A 22,966-nucleotide genomic window follows, 5' to 3' on the forward strand; every position below is an offset into this window, starting at 1 on the left:
GGTTGATATGCAATACATCAAGATCCATTCGCTGGATAACGTTGCCGTAGCGCTGGCGGATCTGACCGAAGGCGCGGAAGTGACCGTTGAAAACCAGACCGTCACCCTGCGTCAGGCTATTGTTCGCGGGCATAAATTTGCCGTGTTCCCGATTGCCAAAGGCGAAAACGTGGTGAAGTACGGTTTGCCGATCGGTCATGCGCTGGCGGATATTGCGCCGGGTGAACATATTCATTCCCACAATACCCGCACCAATCTCAGCGATCTGGACGAGTACAGCTATCAACCTGATTTTCAGGCTGAAGAAGGGCAGGGGGAAGATCGTGATGTCGAGATCTACCGCCGCGCCAGCGGAGAAGTTGGGATCCGCAACGAGCTGTGGATCTTGCCGACCGTCGGCTGCGTGAACGGTATTGCGCGTCAAATTCAGAACCGATTCCTGAAAGAGACCAATAATGCCGAAGGCACCGACGGCGTGTTCCTGTTTAGCCACACCTATGGTTGTTCGCAGCTGGGCGACGATCACGTTAACACCCGCACCATGCTGCAAAACATGGTGCGTCATCCGAATGCGGGCGCGGTGCTGGTGATTGGTCTTGGCTGTGAAAACAACCAGGTCGATGCCTTCCGCGAAACGCTGGGGGATTTCGATCCTGAACGCGTGCACTTTATGGTGTGCCAGCATCAGGACGACGAAGTGGAGGCCGGCCTCGAACAGCTGCATCAGCTGTATGAAGTGATGCGCCACGACAAACGTGTACCGGGTAAACTGAGCGAGCTGAAGTTTGGTCTGGAGTGCGGCGGTTCCGACGGTCTGTCAGGCATCACCGCTAACCCTATGCTGGGCCGCTTCTCGGATTACATGATTACCAACGGCGGCACGACCGTGCTGACTGAAGTGCCGGAAATGTTCGGCGCGGAACGTATTCTGATGAGCCACTGCCGCGATGAAGAGACGTTTGAAAAAACGGTCACGATGGTGAACGACTTCAAACAGTATTTCATCGCGCATAACCAGCCGATTTACGAAAACCCATCGCCGGGCAACAAAGCGGGCGGCATTACCACGCTTGAGGAAAAATCCCTCGGCTGTACGCAAAAAGCCGGTGCCAGCCAGGTTGTGGACGTGCTGCGCTATGGCGAGCGCCTGAAAACGCACGGTCTGAATCTGCTCAGTGCGCCGGGGAACGACGCCGTCGCCACCAGTGCGCTGGCTGGCGCGGGCTGTCATATGGTGCTGTTCAGTACCGGTCGCGGAACCCCGTACGGCGGCTTTGTGCCGACGGTGAAAATTGCCACCAACAGCGAGCTGGCGGCGAAGAAGAAGCACTGGATAGATTTTGACGCCGGGCAGTTAATTCATGGCAAAGCCATGCCGCAGCTGCTGAATGAGTTCATCGATACCATTGTGGATTTTGCTAACGGTAAACAGACCTGCAATGAAAAGAACGACTTCCGCGAACTGGCGATTTTCAAAAGCGGTGTGACCTTATAAGGTGTCGCATGTGTTGCCGGGTGGCGGCTGCGCCTTACCCGGCCTACAAGGTCAACGCAAAACGGCAACCAAAGGTTGCCGTTTTTTTATGTTTTCTCCCTCTCCCTGTGGGAGAGGGCCGGGGTGAGGGCACCAGACCGCACCTGCCCTGGGCCCGCTCGCTGCGCGCCACCGGGCAATCTTTTACTGCGCTCGCTGTTTCTTATCGTGCTGATGGTTAACCCAGGCGTTAATGATTAGCGTCAGCGCCAGAATACCAAATACCACGCCCAGCGAAATCGCGATCGGGATATGGTAGAAATCGACGATCAGCATCTTGATACCGATAAACACCAGAATAATCGACAGACCGTATTTCAGCATCGAGAAGCGCTCTGCCACGCCCGCCAGCAGGAAATACATAGCACGCAGACCGAGGATTGCAAACAGGTTGGACGTCAACACGATGAACGGATCGGTGGTCACCGCGAAGATAGCCGGAATGCTGTCGACCGCGAAGATCACGTCACTCAGCTCAACCAGAATCAGCACCAGCAGCAGCGGCGTTGCAAACAGAATCCCGTTTTTACGCACGAAGAAGTGCTCGTTGTCGATGGTGTCGGTCATGCGCAAATGCCCACGGATCCATTTCACCAGCGGCTTCTCGCCAATCCCGGTTTCATCCTCTTTCGCCAGCGCCATTTTCACACCGGTGAACAGCAGGAACGCACCGAAGACATACAGCAGCCATTCGAACTGGGTAATCAGCCAGCTACCCGCGAAGATCATCACCGTACGCAGGATAATCGCGCCCAGCACGCCGTAAACCAGCACGCGACGCTGCAATGCAGCAGGCACCGCAAAATAGCTGAACAGCATCAGCCAGACAAAAACGTTATCAACGGCGAGGGCTTTCTCAATCAGATAGCCGGTCAGGAAGGCGAGCGCCTGTGGGTCTGCCACCGCGCGGCCTTCCGTTTGTACCAGATACCACCAGAACGCGGCGCAGAACAGCAGGGAGAGGGTGACCCACACCAGCGACCAGGCGGCGGCCTGTTTCATGGTCATGCCATGTGCGCCGCGACGGCCCTGTAAAAAGAGGTCGATCGCCAGCATGATGACCACCACGACTGCGAATCCGCCCCATAACATTGGAGTGCCGACAGAGTGCATATCTATTTCCTTACGCATAAAAAACAAAAACGGCCAACGTCAGAAGACGATAGCCGTTGCGTTATTTATGCAGGGACCTCGCCTTCCGGCAAGGTCTCACTTACAACCAAAAAGAACACGTGTCGTGACTCTTTTTCGTTGCCCGGCGACCGGATGCGGTATTGCACGCATCGTAATGACGACCCACCGGCAATGAAGTTACTCCCCTTTGCAGGTAACAAAATATGTCAGGACGCGGTTTTCGTCAATGCCCTTAACGATTCTATTACACAGCTTTACGCGACTGCTGTTGCACTCACGTCATCCGCAGGGAATACCACGCCGGTCTGACGGCGGATTTCGGTCTGCAGTTTCGCCGTGGTGCGACTCACCGCAAGCCCTGGATGATTCACTTCATTGGTTTCGACCAGGCGCGCGAACACCTCTGCCTCATACAGCATAGTGTTAATATGCTGAGGTTGCGTCAGCTCCTGCGCCTTGCCACCGCGCGGGATAAAGCTCACTTTCTGGCACTCAGAGATTTTCTCGATAACCAGCGAACCCTCTTCGCCCTGAATCTCGCTCGGCAGCACCGAATCACTGACTTTGGAATGCTGGAGCGTCACGCTAAAATCACCGTAATCCAGAACCACTAATCCGTGAGCATCCACGCCGCTGTCGAGCAGGCTGGCGGTGGCGATCACACCATGCGGCTCGCCCCACAGGGCAACAGCCGATGCCAGACAGTAAAAACCGATATCCATGATCGAGCCGTTCGAGAAGGCTGGATTAAAGGTATTGGGATTTTCGCCGTCAAGATAGCGCTGGTAGCGCGAGGAGTACTGGCAGTAGTTGATAAAGGCTTTGCGTACTTTGCCGAGCTTCGGCAAAGACTGCTGCAACAGCAGGAAGTTAGGCAGGCTGGCGGTTTTAAATGCTTCAAACAGCACCACCTGATTTTCTCGTGCCAGTTGAATGGCCGCCTCCACTTCCTGAATATTCGACGCCAGCGGTTTCTCGCAAATCACATGTTTTTTGTGCGCAAGGAACTGCAGGGTCTGAGGGGAGTGCAGGGAGTTTGGGCTGGCGATATACACCGCGTCAATCGCATCGCTCTGCGCCATCTCATCAAGCGAGGTAAACAGATGTTCGACGAGATAATCATTCGCAAACGTCTGTGCCTGTTCAAGGCTGCGGGAATAGACGGCGGTGAGTTTGAATTTGCCGGTTTCATGGGCGGCGTCAACGAACTGGCGCGTGATCCAGTTCGTGCCTATAACTGCGAAACGTATCATAAACGTTCACGTACTCCGTAGCGGGGAACCTTTTGTCACTTTAGCACGCGTTGATGACAAAACCAGTGCTTCACACCGCATTACCATTTAACGATAAATGCGTTAGCCACAGGCGCGTATCAAACTCCAGCTGGTGGTACTGCGGCTCCATGTGACAACACAGGGAGTAGAACGCTTTGTCGTGCTCTTTTTCTTTCAGATGCGCCAACTCATGCACCACAATCATGCGCAAAAAGGCTTCCGGTGCATTGCGAAACACAGTCGCCACGCGGATCTCAGCTTTAGCCTTCAGCTTACCGCCCTGCACGCGGGACACGGCGGTATGCAAACCCAGGGCGTTTTTCAGCACGTGGATCTTGTTGTCATACATCACTTTATTGATTGGTGGGGCGTTGCGCAGAAACTGACTTTTCAGATCCTGCGTATATTGCCAGAGCGCTTTATCGGTCGCGAAGCTGTGGGTTCCTGGATACCGTTTTTCAAGAACACTGCCCAGCCGCTCCTCGGCAATTAAAGTGCGAACCTGGGAAAGTAAATTCTCCGGATAGCCCTGGAGATAACTAAGATGACTCATCAATGCTCCACGCAAATCGTAAAAAGGGTATACTCACGCACCCTTTTCAGGGATAACGCCAAATTTTACCACTCAGGAGGGCCGATGAGCCACTTAGACAACGGTTTCCGTTCACTCAATCTTAAACGTTTCCCGGAAACGGACGACGTTAACCCGCTTCAGGCGTGGGAAGCGGCGGATGAATATCTGCTGCAACAGTTGGATGACACTGAAATTGTCGGCCCGGTTCTGATCCTGAATGACACCTTTGGTGCGCTGGGTTGCGCGCTGGCCGAACACACGCCTTACAGCATCGGCGATTCCTATTTAAGCGAACTCGCGACGCGCGAAAACCTGCGTCACAACGAGATTGCGGAATCCAGCGTCAAATTTCTCGACAGCACGGCAGAATATCCGCAGGCGCCGGGCGTGGTGCTGATTAAAATCCCTAAAACGCTGGCTCTGCTGGAACAGCAGTTGCGCGCGTTGCGTCAGGTCGTTACCCCAGAAACGCGCATTATCGCGGGTGCTAAAGCGCGTGATATTCACAACTCCACGATTGAGCTGTTCGAAAAAGTGCTGGGTCCAACCACCACTACGTTAGCGTGGAAAAAGGCGCGTTTGATCAACCCAACCTTCACTAAACCTGAACTTGCGGATGCACCAGAAACGCTGAGCTGGAAACTGGACGGAACCAACTGGACTATCCACAACCATGCAAACGTCTTCTCGCGCACCGGCCTGGATATCGGCGCACGTTTCTTCCTGGAACATCTGCCGGACAATCTGGAAGGCGAAATCGTCGATCTTGGCTGCGGTAATGGCATCATCGGTTTGACGTTGCTGGAGAAAAACCCGGAAGCCAGCGTTATCTTCACCGATGAATCGCCAATGGCGGTGGCGTCCAGCCGACTGAATGTTGAAACCAACATGCCGGAAAATCTGGACCGTTGCGAGTTCATGATCAACAACGCCCTGTCAGGCGTGGAGCCTTTCCGCTTCAACGCGGTCATTTGCAACCCGCCATTCCACCAGAAACACGCTCTGACGGATAACGTGGCGTGGGAAATGTTCCACCATGCGCGTCGTTGTCTGAAAATTAACGGTGAGCTGTACATCGTGGCGAACCGTCACCTCGACTACTTCCACAAACTGAAGAAGATCTTCGGTAACTGCGAGACCATCGCCACCAATAACAAATTCGTGGTGCTGAAAGCGGTGAAACTGGGCCGTCGTCGCTAAGCTCTTTTTGCCGGGCGGCGCTTCGCTTGCACCGGCCTACGAGGTTTTGTAGGCCCGGTAAGCGCAGCGCCACCGGGCAACAGGTTAAATGGTTAACGCCAGTTTTGTCCCCTGCGCAATCGCTCGTCGGGCGTCCAGCTCCATCGCCACATCACACCCGCCAATCAAATGCACCGTTTTCCCGGCTTCGCGCAGCGGATCGGCCAGATCGCGCTTCGGCTCCTGTCCGGCACACAAAATCACATGATCCACGCGTAATACCTGCGGCTCACCACCGATTGTCACGTGCAGTCCCTCATCGTCTACCTTCTGATAACTCACGCCCGGAATCATCTTCACGCCGCGTGACAGCAGCGTTGCGCGGTGGATCCAGCCGGTGGTTTTGCCCAACCCTTCGCCCGGTTTACTGGCTTTACGCTGGAGCATCACGATCTGGCGAGGGCTTTTCGGCAACTGTGGCCCTTCCGGGCGCAGACCGCCGGACTGATTCAGGCTGGTGTCGATCCCCCATTCCACGCAAAATTCAGCGATATTCTGGCTGGTCGCTTCGCCCGGCTGACTCAAATACATCGCCGTATCAAAGCCAATACCGCCGCAGCCGATAATCGCCACGCGCTCACCGACCGGGGTTTTATCGCGCAGGACATCGAGATAGCTCAGCACTTTAGGGTGATCGATGCCCTCGATCGCCGGCGTGCGCGGGGCGATCCCGCTGGCAAGGATCACTTCGTCAAACGCGGTCAGATCTTCCGCGCGAACATACTGATTGAGCCGCAGATCGACGCCCGTCAGGGCGATCATCCGACGGTAATAGCGCAGCGTTTCGTAAAACTCCTCTTTGCCGGGGATCTGTTTGGCGATATTGAACTGCCCGCCGATCTCCGCCAGGGCGTCAAACAGCGTCACGGAATGCCCGCGCGATGCGGCATTCACCGCGAACGCCAGCCCCGCCGGGCCTGCGCCCACCACCGCCAGACGTTTGGTTTTCACCGCAGGCTTAATCGGCATTTTAGTTTCGTGACAGGCGCGCGGGTTGACCAGGCAGGAAGTGACTTTCCCGACGAAGATCTGATCCAGACACGCCTGATTACAGCCGATGCAGGTGTTGATCTCATCCGCGCGACCACTTTGCGCTTTGGACAGTAGCTCCGCATCGGCGAGGAACGGGCGTGCCATCGACACCATATCGGCATCGCCTTTTGCCAGTACGTCGTCCGCGACCTGAGGATCGTTGATACGGTTGGTCGTCACCAGCGGAATCGACACTTTGCCCTTCAGCTTGCGCGTCACCCAGCTAAACGCTGCGCGCGGGACCGGCGTGGCGATAGTAGGGATACGCGCTTCGTGCCACCCAATACCGGTGTTGATGATGGTCGCGCCTGCCGCTTCGATGGCTTGCGCCAGCAGAACTGTTTCGTCAAACGTGCCGCCACCCTCGACCAGATCCAGCATCGACAGGCGAAAGACGATAATAAAATCGGCCCCGGCCCGCTCGCGGACGGCGCGGACAACCTCGATAGCAAAACGCATCCGACGTGGGTAATCGCCGCCCCATTCGTCGTCGCGCTGGTTGGTGCGTGCGGCCAGAAATTCGTTAATCAGATAGCCTTCGGAACCCATGATCTCCACGCCGTCGTAGCCTGCTTCACGCGCCAGTGCGGCGCAGCGGGCAAAGTCGTCGATCAGGGCGAGGATCTCTTCGTGGGTGAGGGTGTGGGGTTTGAAACGGTTGATCGGCGCCTGAATGGCGGAAGGCGCTACCAGATGCGGCTGATAGCTGTAGCGCCCGGTGTGCAGGATTTGCAGGGCGATTTTCCCGCCTTCTTTGTGCACCGCGTCGGTCACAATCCGATGATGCGGCAGCTGGCTGGCGTCGTTCAACACCGCACCGCCCTCCATCCCGACGCCCGAAAGGGCAGGTGCCACGCCGCCGGTGACAATCAGCGCCACGCCATGACGCGCGCGCTCGGCGTAAAACGCCGCCAGACGCTCAGCGCCGTCTGGATGCTCCTCCAGACCGGTATGCATAGAGCCCATCAACACGCGGTTTTTGAGCGTAGTAAACCCCAGATCGAGGGGGGCAAAAAGCGACGGATAGCGGCTCATAATCTCTTCCAGTGTAAAATTATTGTTATGTGGTCGGATGAGTTACTAATTTAGCCAGTCGCGGGCAAAAGGGGAAAAGAGGAGTGCGGTGATTGTGATGGGATTCAAAGATTGGATTCGCTGTTATCCAACAGAGGCGTTGCGTCAATATACAAAACCATACTAAAGAATGTGAGATCGATTACTTCCTTTGAAGAGAAACGTGATTTAATGTCATGCATGCATTGATGGTAACTAATTGTTATTCATGGAGTAAATTAAAGTGCATCATCCATTAAACTTATCAATAGAATGCCCCTGTACTCTGTTTAGGACTATCAACCCATTTGGCGATTATTCTGCCGATGATATGCAATATGGAAATATGAATGAGCAACAGTTAAAAGCTCTTGGTTTGAATGATATCTCAGGCCTGGTGGATCCTTATCGACTTGTTTATTACGACTTTCCCAGAGTGCCAATTATTTATGGTGAGTACAGTTCATCACCTGGTGGGAGAAAAATATCTCATCAAGAGTGTGTAAATATATTATTCAATGAAATGATGGAGCTTTCACATGATTTTTCACGTATTGGGGAGTATCAAAATATAATCAAAGAGATGATCTCACATTTTAGATATGGTAATGGAAAACCTTTTTATAGCTCGTCTCTTAACGCAGCTTTCGAAAATCGTGTAAATGACCTTGATCCCAAAAGTCCAATTTCAAAAATAAAGAGCACTATCGAGGATGACTCTGGGCCTAATTCTTACTGGAATACCTATATGCCACTCGAAGATCGCCTTGAATTCGCACTTCATCGGTCAATGTTACCGAAATTTAACCAAATGATAGATAGAATCAATGGTCTTGGGATAGCGGTTCATGATATCCACGCACAGAAGATAACTCTTCTCTCGATAGAGACATATGCGATGGGATGGGAGGCTGAGGTCTTGTTTGAGGCACAGGACCATTTTGGGCTCGATTGCACTGACATTAAAAGTGAACTTTACAGTCAGTTCCGTTTTTTTCGCATCTGGTTTTTTCTACAGAGGCACAGGGATTACGCTTTTCGACCTTTTTTGACGAATTTTTCTGCATTAGCAAGGGTTGGAAGTTATAAATGAAAAACAAAAAAAAGCTATTTATTTGCATTGGTTTTTTTATTATCGCTGCATTATGTAATCTATGGACACTTCGTCCAGTTAAAATTTCGCATGTCTATTCAGACTTTAATTCGTCTGTTTTTGTTGTCGTCGACCATTTGCCATGGGCCGACAGGGATAAAATTGAATGGTTCTTATCACACAGGGAAGCCTTTATTAAGGATTACCCCTTAATTGATGGTATTCATCATTCTTATTATATTATGGATGTGGGAGATGGATTTACGAACAATAAAGAGAGTCCCAAAGAAGATCTGTTGTGTTTTTCAATGGGTAAGGATGAACATAATTGCATTGTGAAAAACTATCCGCTAGTCGTGAACGAGCGGCCCTATGAAAATATTCATTTTCAGATTTCTTCAGATTGGTCGGTCAATGAATATGAATTAACCCCCGAAGGAAAAATCGAAGAGAGCAATGCAAAAACATAGGCCGGATAAGCATCGCGCCATCCGGCATCTTTTCAAGGTGCCACAACTCTTACAAGCCCCGGCGCCTGCCACATCGACGTCGTCAGCCCGCTATCCACCAGCCCAAGCTGATCGGCGTAGACCGCCTGCCACTTCTGCATCATGCCGTCGTACAGCTCGCGGTGCTCGGGATTGGGCGTAAACTCCCGGCTCCAGCGCACCAGTTTTTCCCCCGTCGACGCCATATCTTCATACAGCCCAGCCCCCGTACCTGCCGCAATGGCACAGCCCAGCGCGGTGGCTTCTTTCACTTCCGGCACGCGCACCGGCAAGCCAGTAACGTCGGATAAGATCTGGCTCCAGAGTGCGCCTTTTGCGCCGCCACCCGCGAACACCAGGCTCTCAAACGTCACGCTGGAAAAGTGGGAAATCTGCGCCAAATTACAGGCGGAGACAATCGCCGCGTTCTCTTCCAGCGCGCGGAACAGCGTCGCTTTATTGCACTTTTCCGGGTCGATGGAGAGGTTAATAAACGACGGTGCCGCGTGATACCACTGCTTAAAATGCATCGCATCGGAGAAGATCGGCATCACGCCGTGTGAACCCGCCGGAACGCGAGCGGCCATCTCTTCGAGCAGGGAATAGGCGTCCATCCCCATCCGCTCGGCGATCAGCTTCTCTTCGGCGCAAAACGCGTCGCGGAACCAGCGCATCGTCAGCCCGGTAAAGAAGCTGATGGATTCAGCCTGCGCCATGCCGGGGATCACGTGCGGATTCACGCGAATATTCATCTCAGGATCGGTACGCACCTGCGGCAAATTCACCACCTGCTGCCAGAAGGTCCCACCCAGTACGGCAGTTTGCCCAGCGCGGACCACGCCGAGGCCCAGGCAGCCTAATTGCACGTCGCCGCCGCCCATCACCACCGGCGTGCCTTCGCGCAAACCACATTCTTGCGCCGCCTTGTGGGTCACGGCCCCGAGCACAGTGCCTGTTTCTCTGACGGGGGAGAGAATATCAGCGCGCAGCCCGGCCATATCCAACAGGGCAGGGCGCCAGTCGCGACTGAACAGATCGAGCATCCCGGTGGTACCCGCATTGGACGGGTCCACCGCCAGCTCGCCGGAAAGTTTCGCCGCCAGCCAGTCGCTGATCATGGTGATGGTCGCCGCTTTGCGATAAATATCCGGGCGATGGTGCGCCAGCCACAGCAGGCGTGGCATGGCGGAGAGAGCCAGAGTCTGGCCGGAGACGTCATACACTTCGGATTCAAAACGATAGTCGTGGATCTCTTTCAGCTCAGCCACTTCACGGCTGGCGCGGGCATCGACGTTGGCGCAGGCCCAGATGGCGTCGCCGTTGCGATCGTACAGCACGATCCCCTCGCGCATCGAACAACAAGCGACGGACTGAATATCCGCCGCGCTCAAATGTGCGCGCTCCAGCGCCTGATGAATGCACTGGCAGGCCAGACGCCAGTTGGTGTCGAGATCGAACTCCATCGAGCCGGGCACGTTCTCCACGCTCAGGTGTTTCCACTCTGCCTGGCCGACGGCAATCTGGTTGCCCAGCAAATCAAACACCACGGCGCGAACGCTTCCCGTCCCTGCATCTAACGCTAAAAGGTAACTCATGAGCTTGCCTCGTGTTGGCACGGGGCAAGTGGCTTAGTTCGCCAGGGCAAGCACCGCGCGGGCTGTCGTCTCTTCCGTCACCAGGCCATTAATCAGGCGACCTTTCAGTGCGGCGTAAATCGCATCTGCTTTTTCTTCCCCTCCGGCCACGCCGACGATGGTGGGCAACTGCGCCAGTTCATCGAGCGTCACGCCGAGCAATTCCTGATGAATCTCCAGATCCGGCACCCGTTCGCCTGCGGCATTGAGGAAATAGCCGAGAATGTCGCCGACCGCCCCTTTGCGCGCATACATGAGCTGCTCGCCTTCGCTGATATAACCGGAGCGCAGAATAGTGGCGTCGCGGCGCTGATTCACGGAGCCAATCCCCACGACCGCTGCGTCGGCGGCGGTGGCGGCGAGGATCACATCCCGCACGCTGGCTTCGCGTTTTAAAATCCCTGCCACTTCTGCCGAAGAAACCCGCAGCGGAGCCGGGATCATGCTGATACTGCAGGCTGCATCCAGCTGGCCGATGCCGGTCATGTACGGACCTACGCCGCCGGAAAGTGTCACCAGCCGCACCTGCTGTGAGCTAATAAAGCCGCTTAAGTGCTGAATGCAGCTCATGGTGGCTTCACCAAATCCCACCGCCAGCAGCTGTCCGGGTTCCAGTAAACCCATCAGCGACTGCGCTGCGCCAATCCCCAGGCGCACGTTCATCGGCGCGGAATTCAGAGCCGGCACCACGCGAACCAATTTCAGGCCAAAGCGCTGCTGCAACTCAGTTTCCAGCGACAGACATCCCTCATAGCGAGAGTTGATCTGCACGCGGATCACCCCCGACTGACGCCCTTTTTCCAGTAAGCGCGAGATCTTCAGGCGTGGCAGCCCTAAGCGCTCGCCAATATCGTTCTGCGTCAGGCCGTCGTGGTAGTAACACCACGCCACCCGGGCGACCAGTTCTTCCTCTGCCAGCGCCAGTCCGGCAAACCGACTCTCTTCGGCAATGCGTTTATCGCCCATATTTTGAACTCTTATAAAAATTTAGATCATATGTTCGCTTTGACGCAGGCAGAAAGTGTGAGCCACGCGGCAAAACGGATCTTTAAAAAAACGACGATCGGTTATTAAGATCTTAATCCATGAAATTGTGATCCCTGCACGGTTGTCAATATAGTTCACCGTCTACGCTTTTGAACATTATTAAATCAAAAAATCATTTGTTCAAAACGGAGCGATGATGACGGTCCTGATCGAAGCGCGTGATATCCACAAGCAGTTCTCCGGCGTGCCGGTGCTGAAAGGCATTGATTTCACGCTGCTGTCCGGTCAGGTCCACGCCTTGATGGGGGGTAACGGCGCGGGAAAATCGACGTTGATGAAAATTATCGCCGGGGTGGAAACGCCCGACGGCGGTGAACTGACCGTTGAAGGAAAACCTTTTGCGCGCCTTAAGCCCGGCCAGGCGCACCAGTTAGGGATCTATCTGGTGCCGCAGGAGCCGATGTTATTTCCCAATCTTACCGTGCGTGAAAACATCCTGTTCCGCCTGCCGCGCGGGACTGCGCTCGAAAAACGCCTCGCCGATAAACTCCAGCAGCTGCAATGCCAGCTTAATCTCGACGCTGCCGCCAGCACGCTGGAAGTGGCGGATCAGCAGATGGTGGAGATCCTGCGCGGATTAATGCGCGAGGCGAAAATCCTGATCCTCGATGAACCGACGGCGTCGCTCACACCAGGGGAAACCGAGCGCCTGTTTCGCCAGATTCGCGCGCTACAGGCGCTCGGCGTCGGCATCGTGTTTATCTCCCACAAACTGCCGGAGATTCGCCTGCTCGCCAGCCACGTCTCGGTGATGCGCGACGGGGCGGTAGTGCTGAGCGGCGAAACCGCGGCGTTCGACGACAGCGCCTTAATTGCGGCGATGACGCCCGTCAGCCGTGAACACACCTTAAGCGACACGCAAAAATTGTGGCTGGCGCTGCCGGGCAATCGGCGCACCCAGGCGCAGGATTTCCCGGTGCTGCGGGTGGAAGATCTGACGGGCGAAGGCTTTATCGATCTAAATCTTGAGATCTATGCCGGAGAGATCGTTGGGCTGGCGGGTCTTGTAGGATCGGGGCGCACGGAATTTGCTGAAACGCTGTACGGACTGCGCCACGTTCGCGGCGGAAAGATCTGGCTGGAAAATCAGGAGATCGGTGGCGACTCGGTGCTGTCGCGCCTCGACAAAGGGCTGGTTTACCTCCCGGAAGACAGGCAGGTGTCCGGTCTGTTTCTCGATGCGCCGATCCGCTGGAACACCGTGGCGCTGAATGAGCCCTCCATCTGGCAGCAGCGCAAACGTGAAGCGGCGGTGGTGGAGCGTTATCACCGGGCGCTGGGGATCAAACTCAATCACCCGGATCAAACCGTGCGCACCCTCTCCGGCGGCAATCAGCAGAAGGTTCTGCTGGCGCGCTGTCTGGAGGCCAATCCACTGCTGCTGATCGTCGATGAACCGACGCGCGGGGTGGACGTTTCGGCCCGCGCGGATATCTATCAACTGATCAAAAGCGTGGCGGCACAAAACGTGGCGGTGCTGATGATCTCCAGCGATCTCGATGAATTTCCGGGGCTCGCCGACCGCGTACTGGTGATGCATCAGGGCGTGCTCAACGGCGAACTCCCGCGCCACGCCGTCAGCGTCGACAGAATGATGGCGCTGGCTTTTGGAGGCCAATCATGAAGACCTTACTTAAAAACCGCGAGTTGAGCGCCTTCCTCGCCATTCTGGCGCTGTTCGGCGTGCTGGTTGCGCTCAATCCGGCCTATTTGAGTTTTCAGACCCTGGGGATGATTTTCGCCAGCTCGCAAATCCTGATCCTGCTGGCGCTGGGCGCGACGCTGGTGATGCTGACGCGCAACATTGATGTGTCGGTCGGTTCGACCGTCGGGCTGTGTGCGATCGCCGTCGGCGTGGCGCTCAACAATGGCTACAGTCTGCCGGTTTCAATGCTGTTTGCGGTGGCGATTGGCGCGCTGGCCGGTGCCTTTAACGGGCTACTGGTGGTCGGGCTGCGCATTCCGGCGATTGTCGCCACGCTCGGTACGCTGGGGCTGTACCGTGGCGCGATGCTGCTGTGGACCGGCGGGAAGTGGATCGAAGGTTTACCGTCTGGCCTGAAAGCGCTGTCGGAGCCGGTCGCGGTGGGCATTTCGCCGCTTGGGATGGTGGTGCTGTTTCTGGCACTGATTGGCGCGTGGACGCTGTCGCGCACCGCGTCGGGCCGCGATTTTTACGCCGTGGGCGATAACCTCGCCGCTGCGCGCCAGCTCGGCGTGGCGGTGAACCGCACCCGGATGATCGCCTTTACGCTTAATGGCGTGCTGGCTGCCTGCGCCGGGATCGTCTTTGCCTCGCAGATCGGTTTTGTGCCGAATCAGACCGGCAGCGGGCTGGAGATGAAAGCCATCGCCGCCTGCGTGCTGGGCGGCATTTCGCTGCTTGGCGGAACCGGGACGCTGGTCGGCGCGTTTCTCGGTGCCTTTTTCCTCACGCAAATCGACACCGTGCTAGTGCTGTTCAAACTCCCTGCCTGGTGGAACGACTTTATCGCCGGGCTGGTGCTGCTCGGTGTACTGGTCCTCGACGGGCGCTTGCGTCAGGCGCTGACCCGCCATCAGCGTGCGCTGAAGTACAGCCGTTTCCAGCCGGGCAATAAAGGGGGAAAGCACGTCACCCCGTTTCCGAAACGCAAAAAAGAGGTGGCGTAAATGAAGCTTAACTGGGAAAGCGCGCTGCTGATTTTACTGGTGCTGGAGATCCTGCTATTCGGGGCCATCAACCCGCGCATGCTAGACATCAACATGCTTCTGTTCAGCACCAGCGATTTCATCTGCATCGGCATTGTGGCGCTGCCGCTGACACTGGTGATCATCAGCGGTGGGATTGATATTTCTCTCGGTTCGACCATTGGCCTGTGCGCGATTGCGCTGGGCGTGATGATGCAGGCAGGCTGGCCGATGGCGCTGGCGATCCCACTCACGCTGCTGGTTGGCCTGCTGTGCGGCCTGTTCAACGCCGCACTGATTCACTACACCGGCATCAGCCCGCTGGTGATCACCCTCGGCACGCTTTACCTCTACGGCGGCGGCGCGCTGCTGCTCTCCGGCATGGCGGGCGCGACAGGCTATGAAGGCATCGGCGGCTTCCCGGACAGCTTTACGGCGTTTGCCAATCTCACGCTGTTTGGCCTGCCAATTCCGTTAGTGCTTTTTGCAGTGATCACCTTCTTCTTCTGGCTTCTCACCCATCGCGGGCGCTTTGGTCGACACCTGTTTTTGATTGGGCAAAACCCGCGTGCGGCACGCTATGCGGCGCTGTCGGTGAACGGAATGCCCTATGCGCTCTACGGGCTGGTTGGCGTGGCGTCGGCCATTGCCGCGCTGGTGATGGTCTCCTATTTCGGCTCGGCGCGTTCTGATTTGGGGCGCGACTTGCTGATGCCTGCGCTGACGGCAGCGGTGCTCGGCGGGGCGAATATTTATGGCGGTTCAGGTTCGGTTGTCGGTACGGCGCTGGCGGCATTGCTGGTGGGGTATCTGCAACAGGGTTTACAGATGGTCGGCATCCCCAACCAGGTGTCGAGCGCGCTGTCAGGGGCGCTGTTGGTTGTGGTGGTGATGGGACGTTCGCTGAGTTTGCACCGTGAATGGCTGCGCACTCTTCTCACAAAAAATACCCGGAGCGTAAGATGAAAACAAAACTGATAGTCCTGGCGATGGCGTTAAGCTTTGCCTCGGCGCAGGCCGCCGAACGAATTGCGTTCATTCCGAAACTGGTTGGTGTCGGCTTCTTTACCAGCGGCGGCAACGGCGCGAAAGAGGCGGGTAAAGAACTCGGTGTGGACGTGACCTACGACGGCCCGACCGAGCCGAGCGTCTCCGGCCAGGTGCAGCTCATCAACAACTTCGTTAACCAGGGCTTCAACGCGATTATCGTCTCCGCCGTCTCGCCGGACGGCCTCTGCCCGGCGCTGAAACGTGCGATGCAGCGCGGCGTGAAAGTGCTGACCTGGGATTCCGACACCAAACCTGAATGCCGCAGCGTCTATATCAACCAGGGGACGCCGGAACAGCTCGGCGGATTGCTGGTCGATATGGCCGGAAAACAGGTCACCAAGCCGAACGCCAAAGTCGCCTTCTTCTACTCAAGCCCGACCGTAACCGACCAGAACCAGTGGGTGAAAGAGGCGAAGGCCAAAATCGAGAAAGACCACCCGCAATGGCAGGTCGTGACCACCCAGTTTGGCTATAACGACGCCACTAAATCTCTGCAAACCGCCGAAGGGATCTTAAAAGCCTATCCGGATCTGGATGCGATCATTGCCCCGGACGCCAACGCGCTGCCAGCGGCGGCACAGGCGGCGGAAAACCTCAAACGTGAAGGGGTGGCGATTGTCGGTTTCAGTACGCCAAACGTGATGCGCCCGTACGTCGAGCGCGGCACGGTGAAAGCCTTTGGCCTGTGGGATGTGGTACAGCAGGGCAAAATTGCGGTCAATGTCGCCGATCATTTGTTGAAAAAAGGCGATCTTAATGTCGGCGACAGCGTGGATGTGAAAGGCATCGGCGTGCTGAAGGTCGAGCCGAACAGCGTGCAGGGCTATCAGTATGAGGCGAAAGGGAACGGCATCGTGCTGCTGCCGGAGCGCGTGGTGTTCACCAAAGAGAACATCGACAAATACGACTTCTGATGGGGGAGAACATGGCTGATTTAGATGACATCAAAGACGGAAAAGATTTTGGCATCGGCACGCCGCAGCAGAACGTGCCCTTTACCCTGAAGGGTTGCGGCGCGCTGGACTGGGGGATGCAGTCGCGGCTGGCGCGCATCTTTAATCCAAAAAGCAACCGCACGGTGATGCTCGCCTTCGACCACGGCTATTTTCAGGGGCCAACCACCGGGCTTGAGCGCATCGATCTGTCGATTGCTCCGCTGTTTGCCGAGACCGACGTGCTGATGTGTACCCGTGGCATTTTGCGAAGCACCGTGCCGCCAGCCACCAACAAACCGGTGGTGCTGCGCGCCTCGGGCGGTAACTCGATTCTGGGTGAGCTGTCGAACGAATGCGTGGCGGTGGCGATGGAAGATGCGCTGCGCCTGAACGTCTGCGCCGTGGCGGCGCAGGTGTATATCGGCAGCGAATTTGAGCATCAGTCGATCAACAACATTATCAAACTGGTGGATGCAGGGAACCGCTACGGCATTCCGACGCTGGCGGTGACCGGCGTGGGCAAAGAGATGGCTCGTGACGCGCGCTACTTCTCGCTCGCCAGCCGTATTGCTGCCGAAATGGGGGCGCAATTCGTCAAAACCTATTTCGTGGAAGAGGGCTTCGAAAAAGTGACCGCCAGCTGCCCGGTACCAATTGTGATCGCCGGGGGTAAAAAGCTGCCGGAACACGAGGCGCTGGAGATGTGCTTCCGCGCTATCGATCAGGGGGCGTCGGGCGTGGATATGGGGCGCAACATCTTCCAGTCCAGCGCGCCGCTGGCGATGCTGAAGGCAGTGAAGAAAGTAGTACACGAGAACATGAGCGCCCGCGAGGCGTTCCAGTTCTGGCAGGAAGAGAAACAGGGAGAGGTGAAATGAACGTGACGTTAGTGGAAATCAATATCAAACCGGAGCGCGTGGATGAGTTTCTGGAGGTGTTTCGCGCTAATCACGAAGGGGCGATTCAGGAGCCGGGAAATCTGCGGTTTGACGTGTTACAGGACCCGCGAGTGAAAACCCGGTTCTTTATCTACGAGGCCTATAAAGACGAAGAGGCGGTGCTGGCCCACAAGAAAACCCCGCACTATCTGGCGTGCGTCGATAAGCTTGAGGCGTTGATGTCGGAGCCGCGTAAGAAGCGCAGTTTTGTGGGGTTGATGCCGGAAGGCTGACGCCCTCACCCTAACCCTCTCCCACAGGGAGAGGGGATCGTCCGGTGTTCTCCCTGTAGGTGAGGGGGTCATTCGCTTTTCTCCCTCTCCCTTGGGGAGAGGGCCGGGGTGAGGGGCCCAGACTACTCCTTACGGAAAAAATCGTTATACAACATATACAAATGCGCAGAACTCCATGAGAAGTTCGGCGCACCTTGCTGCGCACCGGTCAGCGGGTTGTAGTTCTCCTGAATCGGCCCGTCGCTGGTCAGCCCTTTGGCGTGCTGGAAGAAGGTATCCGCCAGTTTCAGTGCCGCGTCGCGATGCCCGTAGCGCTCCATCCCTTTCAACCCAAACCAGAACTGATCCACCCATACGCGCCCACGCCAGTAGATATCTGCGCCAAACGCCGGGTTGGTTAACGCCGCGGTGCCGAGCGGTACAAAGGTGTTGAACTCTTTCGGGTCCAGCATCACTTTCACCACCGCATCGGCGTGCGCCTGCGTCGCTGCGCCGTTAAACAGCGGCGACCAGCCTTCCGGCCCTTTTCCGCGCTCGACGATCGGTTTGCCCGCGCAGCCGTTGGCCAGCGGTTTTTCTTCAATGCGGATGTCGTAATAAAAACCACTTTTCGCATCAAACATGCAGGTATTGATGTAGCCCGCGAGCTTATCCGCCAGCTGTCCGTAGTGCTTCGCCGCTTCGGGTTTACCGAGGATCGTCGCCATTTCCGCCAGATAGCGGTTATCGCTGAACATATAGCTCGCCTGATCGACGGACTCCTGCATCAGGGAATAGCCGAGCAGGGTGCCTTTGGCGTCGCGGTTTTCGGCGAAGCTCACCGTCCAGTCGCTGCGTTTCCCGCCATTCTGCACGTATTTATCCAGCTGATCTTTGTCGATAAAGCCAAACACCGCCGCATCGTCACGCCCGGATTCCCAGGACGCCGCCACCTGCGCCGGAATTTGCAGGCTGTCGTACTGGCCTTTGCTGACGGTCGCGTCGTAATTTTTAAGCCCGGAAAGGGTTTGCTCTTTATCGCCGGTTTTCACCGTGAACAGCATCTCGCCGTGTTCAGTGTTGTGGGCTTTATCGCGCGTCGCGCCGTACTCCGGCACGCCGTTGTGGTTGTGATCGCGGTTGCGCAGCCACCAGTCGTGATAAGCCACCAGTTTCGGGTACATCTCCTCCAGCCAGGCTTTGTCCTGGGTGGTTTTATACACTTCCATCACCGACCAGGCTGCGAGGCTCGGTTTGGTATTGCGTTCGTTCCAGTTCCCGCCGTCGCCGCCGCGATCCGGACTGAGGTTCCAGGCGATCAGATCCGGAACAAATCCGGCATCCTGCGGACGCACCTTATCGTCGGCTTTGACCTGCCACGAGAAAACCGCGCGGATGTTCTCTTTGGCGATCTCCGGATTGAAGTGCGCCATCGCAAACGCCTGTTTCCAGGTATCCCACGGCCAGGTCTGGTTGCCGGAGAACCAGCGCCCGGTAACCGACGGCGTGACGGTATTGAATTTCACCGCGCCGCCTGGCGAGCGCCAGTTGCCGTTCAGGGTTTCGATGGCTTTCACCGCGACGCGCGTCTGTTCCGGCGTGGCGTCTGGATTCGTCAGTCCGCGCTGCAAGTAACCTTCCCAGCGCTTCTCCGACGCCTGCATAAAGTGCGCAGGGCGGGCGAGGATATCGCGGATCTGCGCCTTCTCATGGCTGACGTCGTCGGCGGTCAGCAAATGGGAATAAGTGGTCCAGATCGTCGTCGAACCATTGATGTGCGCGGTGCTGGTGAAGCGATGCCCGTCAATGTGAGTCTCAACGGGAATCGACTTATGCACCTGATACTGCGATGCCCCGGAGGTCAGCAGATCCCAGGTCGAACGCACTTTGCCAAACGTCACGTTCACGCCGTCGCGCGTGGCGGCCAGGTGGCGCTGATAGTCCGGATACGCGCTGTCGATAGTTTTATCGGAAACCGCTTTGCCCTCTTTGGCTTCCAGTTTTTCCAGCAACTCGCCATCCCATTGCAGAACGAGAGGCGCGTCGCTGGTGATTTGTGTTTCCAGAAGCGAGGTGCGCGGGCTGGCGAAGCGCAGGGTCATGACGATCTTCACGCCCGGCGCGGTCAGGGTCTGGACTAATGCGCCGGGAAGGCTCCATGCCTGCATTGTGAAATCGACTTTTTTGCCGCCGCGCGTGACCGTCAGGCGGTCAAAGTTAGTGGCCATAAAGTTGATGTACTCTTCCGTCAGCAGCGCCGGGCCGGGGAAGCCGCCCATTGTTTCCGGGCCATCGGGTAGCAAATGTCCGTGCCAGGCCCCGAGATCGAAGAACGGGTTAAAACGCTGGTGGTCGTCGCTGTCAAAATCCTGCATGTAGTGCGGCGCGCCGACGCGGTTAATCACGTTTTTATAGCTATCAGCGGTAGCCGCGTGCGCCGAGAGGCTGAGCATCAAAGCACAGGCCAGCGGGGCGAGTGGGGTGGTCAGGTTCATGGTTAATCGGTCCTTGTTACCAGTAGAAATATTGCATCAGGAAAACCTGGTCGCTGGGGTCGCCGGAGGCGGTTTTCATGTACCAGCGGCTGTCGGCGGCGGTGGCAAAGCGTCCGTTGCCGTATTCGTACCAGATGCCGAACTGCGCAAATGAGGTGGTTTCGTCGGCAGAATCATCAGGGCGATGTTTGGCGTAGCTCCAGGCGGTGGAGAAGTAGAGCCCTTTTAGCGTTTCGACCATCGCGCTCGCCATAAACCCGGTTTCCGTTCCCGGCACGTTTTGCCCTTTGGCGCGCCCGGTATGATGCCATGCGCGGGCGGCGAGATTAGGTGACAGCAGCCCGGTTAAGAATAATTCGCCGGTGCCGTCGGTTACTTCCAGGCCGTTCATCCAGGTCACGCCATCGATGAATTCGTACTGCAAATAACCGTTCATCATCGCTGGATAGGTGTACTTATCGTCGTAGCGATCGTACTTGCCGAAGTGTAGCCACGCTTTACTCTCGTCGTGATGTCCGGCGGGCGTGGCGGTCACGCTGTAGCGCAGTTTTCCTGCCAGATTTTGTACTTTAAGCGCCGTCATGATGTCGCGGGTGTTGGGGATGACATAGCCCAGATCGGGCGTGAAATCGCCCCACCATTGCAGGTCGTCGAGAGATGAATCCTGGCGCAGGCTGAGCATGATTTCGGTGCTGTCATCCGTGCGATAGCCGCCGTAAAAACGGTTCAGGCCACCTTCAAAACCTCCCCAGCTGTGATCGGGAACCCAGGCGTTACCCTGATGATCCGCTTGCACGGTCCAGCCTTCGCCGTAGATCAGGCCGAACCACGGGCCGTGTTTGATCTCCAGCCCGCCTTCGATATAGGTTCCGTCGCTGTATTTGTGTTTCTCCGGGCCTTCGAGATCCATATACCCGCCGACGCCCATCTCGCCGTAAAAACGGAATGACGTGGCGCTCAATTCTGGCGTACGTGTATCGTCATGTTCTGCCGGCCGTACTTCTTCCGCTGCCATCGATGGCGTGCAAAAAGAGAGGGCAGCGAGTGCCCCATAAAGTGAAGGAGTTATTTTCATTGTTATTTTCTGGTGTGATCAGGAGGTGGTCGAAGCTGGCGCGGCTTCAATCTTTTTTTCGTCTTGCGATAATCCCTTAACGTATTTGCTGTATTTCCACCACGCAAAGCCGAGGAAAATCACAATGCCGCCAACGTTATAGAACACAATCGTCAGAATATTGCCGCCGGTCGGGAAGGTGGAGGCAATAAAGCCAATGGTGAAAATAACAATCAGCATCGACACCACCACTATGCCGGTGGTGCGAGAGCCCATTTTAAATTCACGCGGCAGATGGTCGAGTTTGCGACGCAGGTTCAGATAGGCCAGCATGATAAACAGCGGCGGCAGCATCGACGCGGCGGCGGTCATATTAATCACCGTGTTCATTAGATCCTGCGCAGTATTTGATCCCATTGTCGGAATAATCATCAGCGGAATGACGATCAAATATTGAATCCACGCCGCGCGCGCCGGAACGCCGTTTTCATTGAGGGCCACAGTTTTCGCCCCAAAGATGCCGGTTGGGATTTCCGAGAAGAAGATTTTCACCGGCGTGGCGGTCCACATCAGCAGGGAGCCGAACATCGCGGTGAAGGAGACCAGGCCCACGAAGCGGTTCATCAGTACTTCAGGCAGGCCAAACCAGACCGCCAGACCGTGGAATACCTGCACCGAGCCGCCGGTAAATTTCAGCTCTTTGCTGCTGATAAAGATGTTGATCAGCACCGAGGTGATGGAATAGAGCACGCCGATGACGATCCCGGCGAGGATAATCACTTTGACGAACGACTTCGAGCCTCCCTTCACGTCGTTGACGTACACCGCGACGGATTCCGCGCCGCCAGCGGCCATAAAGATCCAGGTGGTTATCCCGAGGAACGCCCAGTTAAAGTGGGGGATCATCGCATCGACGGTAATCGGATCGGCAGGCTGTACGCCACCCATCAGCGCCGCGCCCGCCAGTAAAATGTAGGAAAGCGTGAGCAGCAGCATCAGAGTGGATGTCACGGACGTAATCGGCCCGAGCATTTTCGCGCCGTTGGTCGACACCCACGTCGAAAATGCAAACAGCACCAGACTCAGCACCACGGTCGCAAACGGCGTGAGAATGTACTCATAGCCGAGAAAAGCATAGGAGGCATAGGCAATGACGCGCGGTAATAACGAGGTGAAAAAGAATAAATTCACGAACCAGTAGGTGTAGGCGGTAATAAATGCCCAGCGCCCGCCGAGCGAACTTTTCACCCACGCATAAACGCCCGCCTCGGAGTTTTTATTCAGCGAGACGAATTCGGCGATGATCAGACAGAACGGAATAAAGTAGAACAGCGTCGCCAGGAAGAACATCGGCGCGGATGCCAGTCCCAGCTCGATATTATTGTTGATGACGTTGTTAAAGCTAAAAACGGCGGCAAAGGTCAGCGACAGCAGGCCGAACTTGCCGATGGTATTACGCTTGGACTGTGAAACAGTGGACTCTGACATAACGAATCTCCGGGTACGAGGA

General features: G+C 56.3%; 19 protein-coding genes. 10 read left to right on the top strand and 9 right to left on the bottom strand.

What is annotated here, in order from left to right:
* Window positions 1–7: 7 nt before the first annotated feature.
* Window positions 8–1,495, top strand: a complete 1,488-nt coding sequence (locus JBO43_RS14360; RefSeq protein WP_095283495.1) for a UxaA family hydrolase — start codon at window positions 8–10, stop codon at window positions 1,493–1,495.
* Window positions 1,496–1,678: 183 nt separating this feature from the next.
* Here JBO43_RS14360 and JBO43_RS14365 read toward each other — a convergent pair whose 3' ends face one another.
* The 3 genes from JBO43_RS14365 to JBO43_RS14375 all read right to left on the bottom strand — a co-directional run bounded on the left by JBO43_RS14365 (window position 1,679) and on the right by JBO43_RS14375 (window position 4,495).
* A complete protein-coding gene (locus JBO43_RS14365; RefSeq protein ID WP_095283494.1) occupies window positions 1,679–2,647 on the bottom strand; it encodes a TerC family protein in 969 nt (322 codons plus the stop codon).
* A 275-nt stretch (window positions 2,648–2,922) separates the two neighbouring features.
* The gene (locus tag JBO43_RS14370; protein WP_095283493.1) at window positions 2,923–3,921 is read right to left on the bottom strand and encodes a Gfo/Idh/MocA family protein; all 999 of its coding nucleotides are present in this window, start codon (window positions 3,919–3,921) and stop codon (window positions 2,923–2,925) included.
* Window positions 3,922–3,991: 70 nt separating this feature from the next.
* Entirely contained in the window at window positions 3,992–4,495 is a 504-nt protein-coding gene (locus JBO43_RS14375) for a YgjP-like metallopeptidase domain-containing protein (RefSeq protein ID WP_095283492.1), read from the bottom strand.
* An 84-nt stretch (window positions 4,496–4,579) separates the two neighbouring features.
* Between JBO43_RS14375 and rlmG the strand changes: the two genes are divergently transcribed.
* Complete coding sequence (gene rlmG, locus JBO43_RS14380) at window positions 4,580–5,716, top strand: 23S rRNA (guanine(1835)-N(2))-methyltransferase RlmG (protein ID WP_095283491.1); 1,137 nt, start codon at window positions 4,580–4,582, stop codon at window positions 5,714–5,716.
* An 84-nt stretch (window positions 5,717–5,800) separates the two neighbouring features.
* Here rlmG and JBO43_RS14385 read toward each other — a convergent pair whose 3' ends face one another.
* Entirely contained in the window at window positions 5,801–7,822 is a 2,022-nt protein-coding gene (locus tag JBO43_RS14385; protein WP_202674576.1) for an NADPH-dependent 2,4-dienoyl-CoA reductase, read from the bottom strand.
* 262 nt (window positions 7,823–8,084) lie between these two features.
* Here JBO43_RS14385 and JBO43_RS14390 point away from each other — a divergent pair, with 262 nt between their 5' ends.
* Window positions 8,085–8,933, top strand: a complete 849-nt coding sequence (locus JBO43_RS14390) for a YPO3983 family protein (protein ID WP_202674577.1) — start codon at window positions 8,085–8,087, stop codon at window positions 8,931–8,933.
* Window positions 8,930–9,403: a DUF943 family protein gene (locus JBO43_RS14395; protein ID WP_103948873.1), complete on the top strand. Its 474-nt coding sequence runs from the start codon at window positions 8,930–8,932 to the stop codon at window positions 9,401–9,403. Before JBO43_RS14390 ends, JBO43_RS14395 begins: the two co-directional genes overlap by 4 nt.
* Window positions 9,404–9,435: 32 nt before the next feature.
* Here JBO43_RS14395 and lsrK read toward each other — a convergent pair whose 3' ends face one another.
* Both lsrK and lsrR read right to left on the bottom strand, forming a co-directional pair.
* Window positions 9,436–11,016, bottom strand: coding sequence for an autoinducer-2 kinase (gene lsrK / locus JBO43_RS14400; RefSeq protein ID WP_202674578.1), 1,581 nt, complete (start codon window positions 11,014–11,016; stop codon window positions 9,436–9,438).
* 33 nt (window positions 11,017–11,049) lie between these two features.
* Entirely contained in the window at window positions 11,050–12,021 is a 972-nt protein-coding gene (gene lsrR, locus JBO43_RS14405; protein WP_095283488.1) for a transcriptional regulator LsrR, read from the bottom strand.
* A gap of 217 nt (window positions 12,022–12,238) precedes the next feature.
* Between lsrR and lsrA the strand changes: the two genes are divergently transcribed.
* From lsrA to lsrG, 6 genes are read left to right on the top strand one after another with little or no spacing between them, the layout of a single operon-like run.
* Complete coding sequence (gene lsrA / locus JBO43_RS14410) at window positions 12,239–13,726, top strand: autoinducer 2 ABC transporter ATP-binding protein LsrA (protein ID WP_202674619.1); 1,488 nt, start codon at window positions 12,239–12,241, stop codon at window positions 13,724–13,726.
* The gene (gene lsrC / locus JBO43_RS14415) at window positions 13,723–14,754 is read left to right on the top strand and encodes an autoinducer 2 ABC transporter permease LsrC (RefSeq protein ID WP_202674579.1); all 1,032 of its coding nucleotides are present in this window, start codon (window positions 13,723–13,725) and stop codon (window positions 14,752–14,754) included. Before lsrA ends, lsrC begins: the two co-directional genes overlap by 4 nt.
* Complete coding sequence (gene lsrD, locus JBO43_RS14420) at window positions 14,755–15,738, top strand: autoinducer 2 ABC transporter permease LsrD (RefSeq protein WP_095283485.1); 984 nt, start codon at window positions 14,755–14,757, stop codon at window positions 15,736–15,738.
* Window positions 15,735–16,736 (top strand): autoinducer 2 ABC transporter substrate-binding protein LsrB, encoded by a 1,002-nt coding sequence (lsrB, locus tag JBO43_RS14425; protein ID WP_095283484.1) that lies wholly within the window; start codon window positions 15,735–15,737, stop codon window positions 16,734–16,736. The genes lsrD and lsrB overlap by 4 nt, the downstream gene beginning before the upstream one ends.
* An 11-nt stretch (window positions 16,737–16,747) precedes the next feature.
* Window positions 16,748–17,635, top strand: a complete 888-nt coding sequence (lsrF, locus tag JBO43_RS14430; RefSeq protein WP_095283483.1) for a 3-hydroxy-5-phosphonooxypentane-2,4-dione thiolase — start codon at window positions 16,748–16,750, stop codon at window positions 17,633–17,635.
* Window positions 17,632–17,928 carry a (4S)-4-hydroxy-5-phosphonooxypentane-2,3-dione isomerase gene (gene lsrG / locus JBO43_RS14435; RefSeq protein ID WP_202674580.1) on the top strand — a complete coding sequence of 99 codons (297 nt, stop codon included), beginning with the start codon at window positions 17,632–17,634 and terminating at the stop codon, window positions 17,926–17,928. Before lsrF ends, lsrG begins: the two co-directional genes overlap by 4 nt.
* Before the next feature lie 122 nt (window positions 17,929–18,050).
* Here lsrG and ygjK read toward each other — a convergent pair whose 3' ends face one another.
* From ygjK to JBO43_RS14450, 3 genes are read right to left on the bottom strand one after another with little or no spacing between them, the layout of a single operon-like run.
* Complete coding sequence (gene ygjK, locus JBO43_RS14440; protein ID WP_202674581.1) at window positions 18,051–20,402, bottom strand: alpha-glucosidase; 2,352 nt, start codon at window positions 20,400–20,402, stop codon at window positions 18,051–18,053.
* A gap of 16 nt (window positions 20,403–20,418) precedes the next feature.
* Window positions 20,419–21,477, bottom strand: a complete 1,059-nt coding sequence (ygjJ, locus tag JBO43_RS14445; protein ID WP_103948878.1) for a protein YgjJ — start codon at window positions 21,475–21,477, stop codon at window positions 20,419–20,421.
* 18 nt (window positions 21,478–21,495) lie between these two features.
* Window positions 21,496–22,944, bottom strand: coding sequence for an amino acid permease (locus JBO43_RS14450; RefSeq protein ID WP_095283479.1), 1,449 nt, complete (start codon window positions 22,942–22,944; stop codon window positions 21,496–21,498).
* Window positions 22,945–22,966 lie beyond the last annotated feature (22 nt).

It is taken from the genome of Lelliottia jeotgali (assembly GCF_016771845.1).
Taxonomy (GTDB): domain Bacteria; phylum Pseudomonadota; class Gammaproteobacteria; order Enterobacterales; family Enterobacteriaceae; genus Enterobacter; species Enterobacter jeotgali.

Coding starts and splice junctions, on each gene's coding strand:
- JBO43_RS14365 (WP_095283494.1), bottom strand. CDS start 2,647: ATGCACTCTGTCGGCACTCCAATGTTATGGGGCGGATTCGCAGTCGTG.
- rlmG (WP_095283491.1), top strand. CDS start 4,580: ATGAGCCACTTAGACAACGGTTTCCGTTCACTCAATCTTAAACGTTTC.
- lsrC (WP_202674579.1), top strand. CDS start 13,723: ATGAAGACCTTACTTAAAAACCGCGAGTTGAGCGCCTTCCTCGCCATT.
- JBO43_RS14395 (WP_103948873.1), top strand. CDS start 8,930: ATGAAAAACAAAAAAAAGCTATTTATTTGCATTGGTTTTTTTATTATC.
- lsrA (WP_202674619.1), top strand. CDS start 12,239: ATGACGGTCCTGATCGAAGCGCGTGATATCCACAAGCAGTTCTCCGGC.
- JBO43_RS14385 (WP_202674576.1), bottom strand. CDS start 7,822: ATGAGCCGCTATCCGTCGCTTTTTGCCCCCCTCGATCTGGGGTTTACT.
- JBO43_RS14450 (WP_095283479.1), bottom strand. CDS start 22,944: ATGTCAGAGTCCACTGTTTCACAGTCCAAGCGTAATACCATCGGCAAG.
- lsrF (WP_095283483.1), top strand. CDS start 16,748: ATGGCTGATTTAGATGACATCAAAGACGGAAAAGATTTTGGCATCGGC.
- JBO43_RS14375 (WP_095283492.1), bottom strand. CDS start 4,495: ATGAGTCATCTTAGTTATCTCCAGGGCTATCCGGAGAATTTACTTTCC.
- lsrD (WP_095283485.1), top strand. CDS start 14,755: ATGAAGCTTAACTGGGAAAGCGCGCTGCTGATTTTACTGGTGCTGGAG.
- JBO43_RS14370 (WP_095283493.1), bottom strand. CDS start 3,921: ATGATACGTTTCGCAGTTATAGGCACGAACTGGATCACGCGCCAGTTC.
- lsrB (WP_095283484.1), top strand. CDS start 15,735: ATGAAAACAAAACTGATAGTCCTGGCGATGGCGTTAAGCTTTGCCTCG.
- ygjK (WP_202674581.1), bottom strand. CDS start 20,402: ATGAACCTGACCACCCCACTCGCCCCGCTGGCCTGTGCTTTGATGCTC.
- lsrK (WP_202674578.1), bottom strand. CDS start 11,016: ATGAGTTACCTTTTAGCGTTAGATGCAGGGACGGGAAGCGTTCGCGCC.
- JBO43_RS14360 (WP_095283495.1), top strand. CDS start 8: ATGCAATACATCAAGATCCATTCGCTGGATAACGTTGCCGTAGCGCTG.
- ygjJ (WP_103948878.1), bottom strand. CDS start 21,477: ATGAAAATAACTCCTTCACTTTATGGGGCACTCGCTGCCCTCTCTTTT.
- lsrR (WP_095283488.1), bottom strand. CDS start 12,021: ATGGGCGATAAACGCATTGCCGAAGAGAGTCGGTTTGCCGGACTGGCG.
- lsrG (WP_202674580.1), top strand. CDS start 17,632: ATGAACGTGACGTTAGTGGAAATCAATATCAAACCGGAGCGCGTGGAT.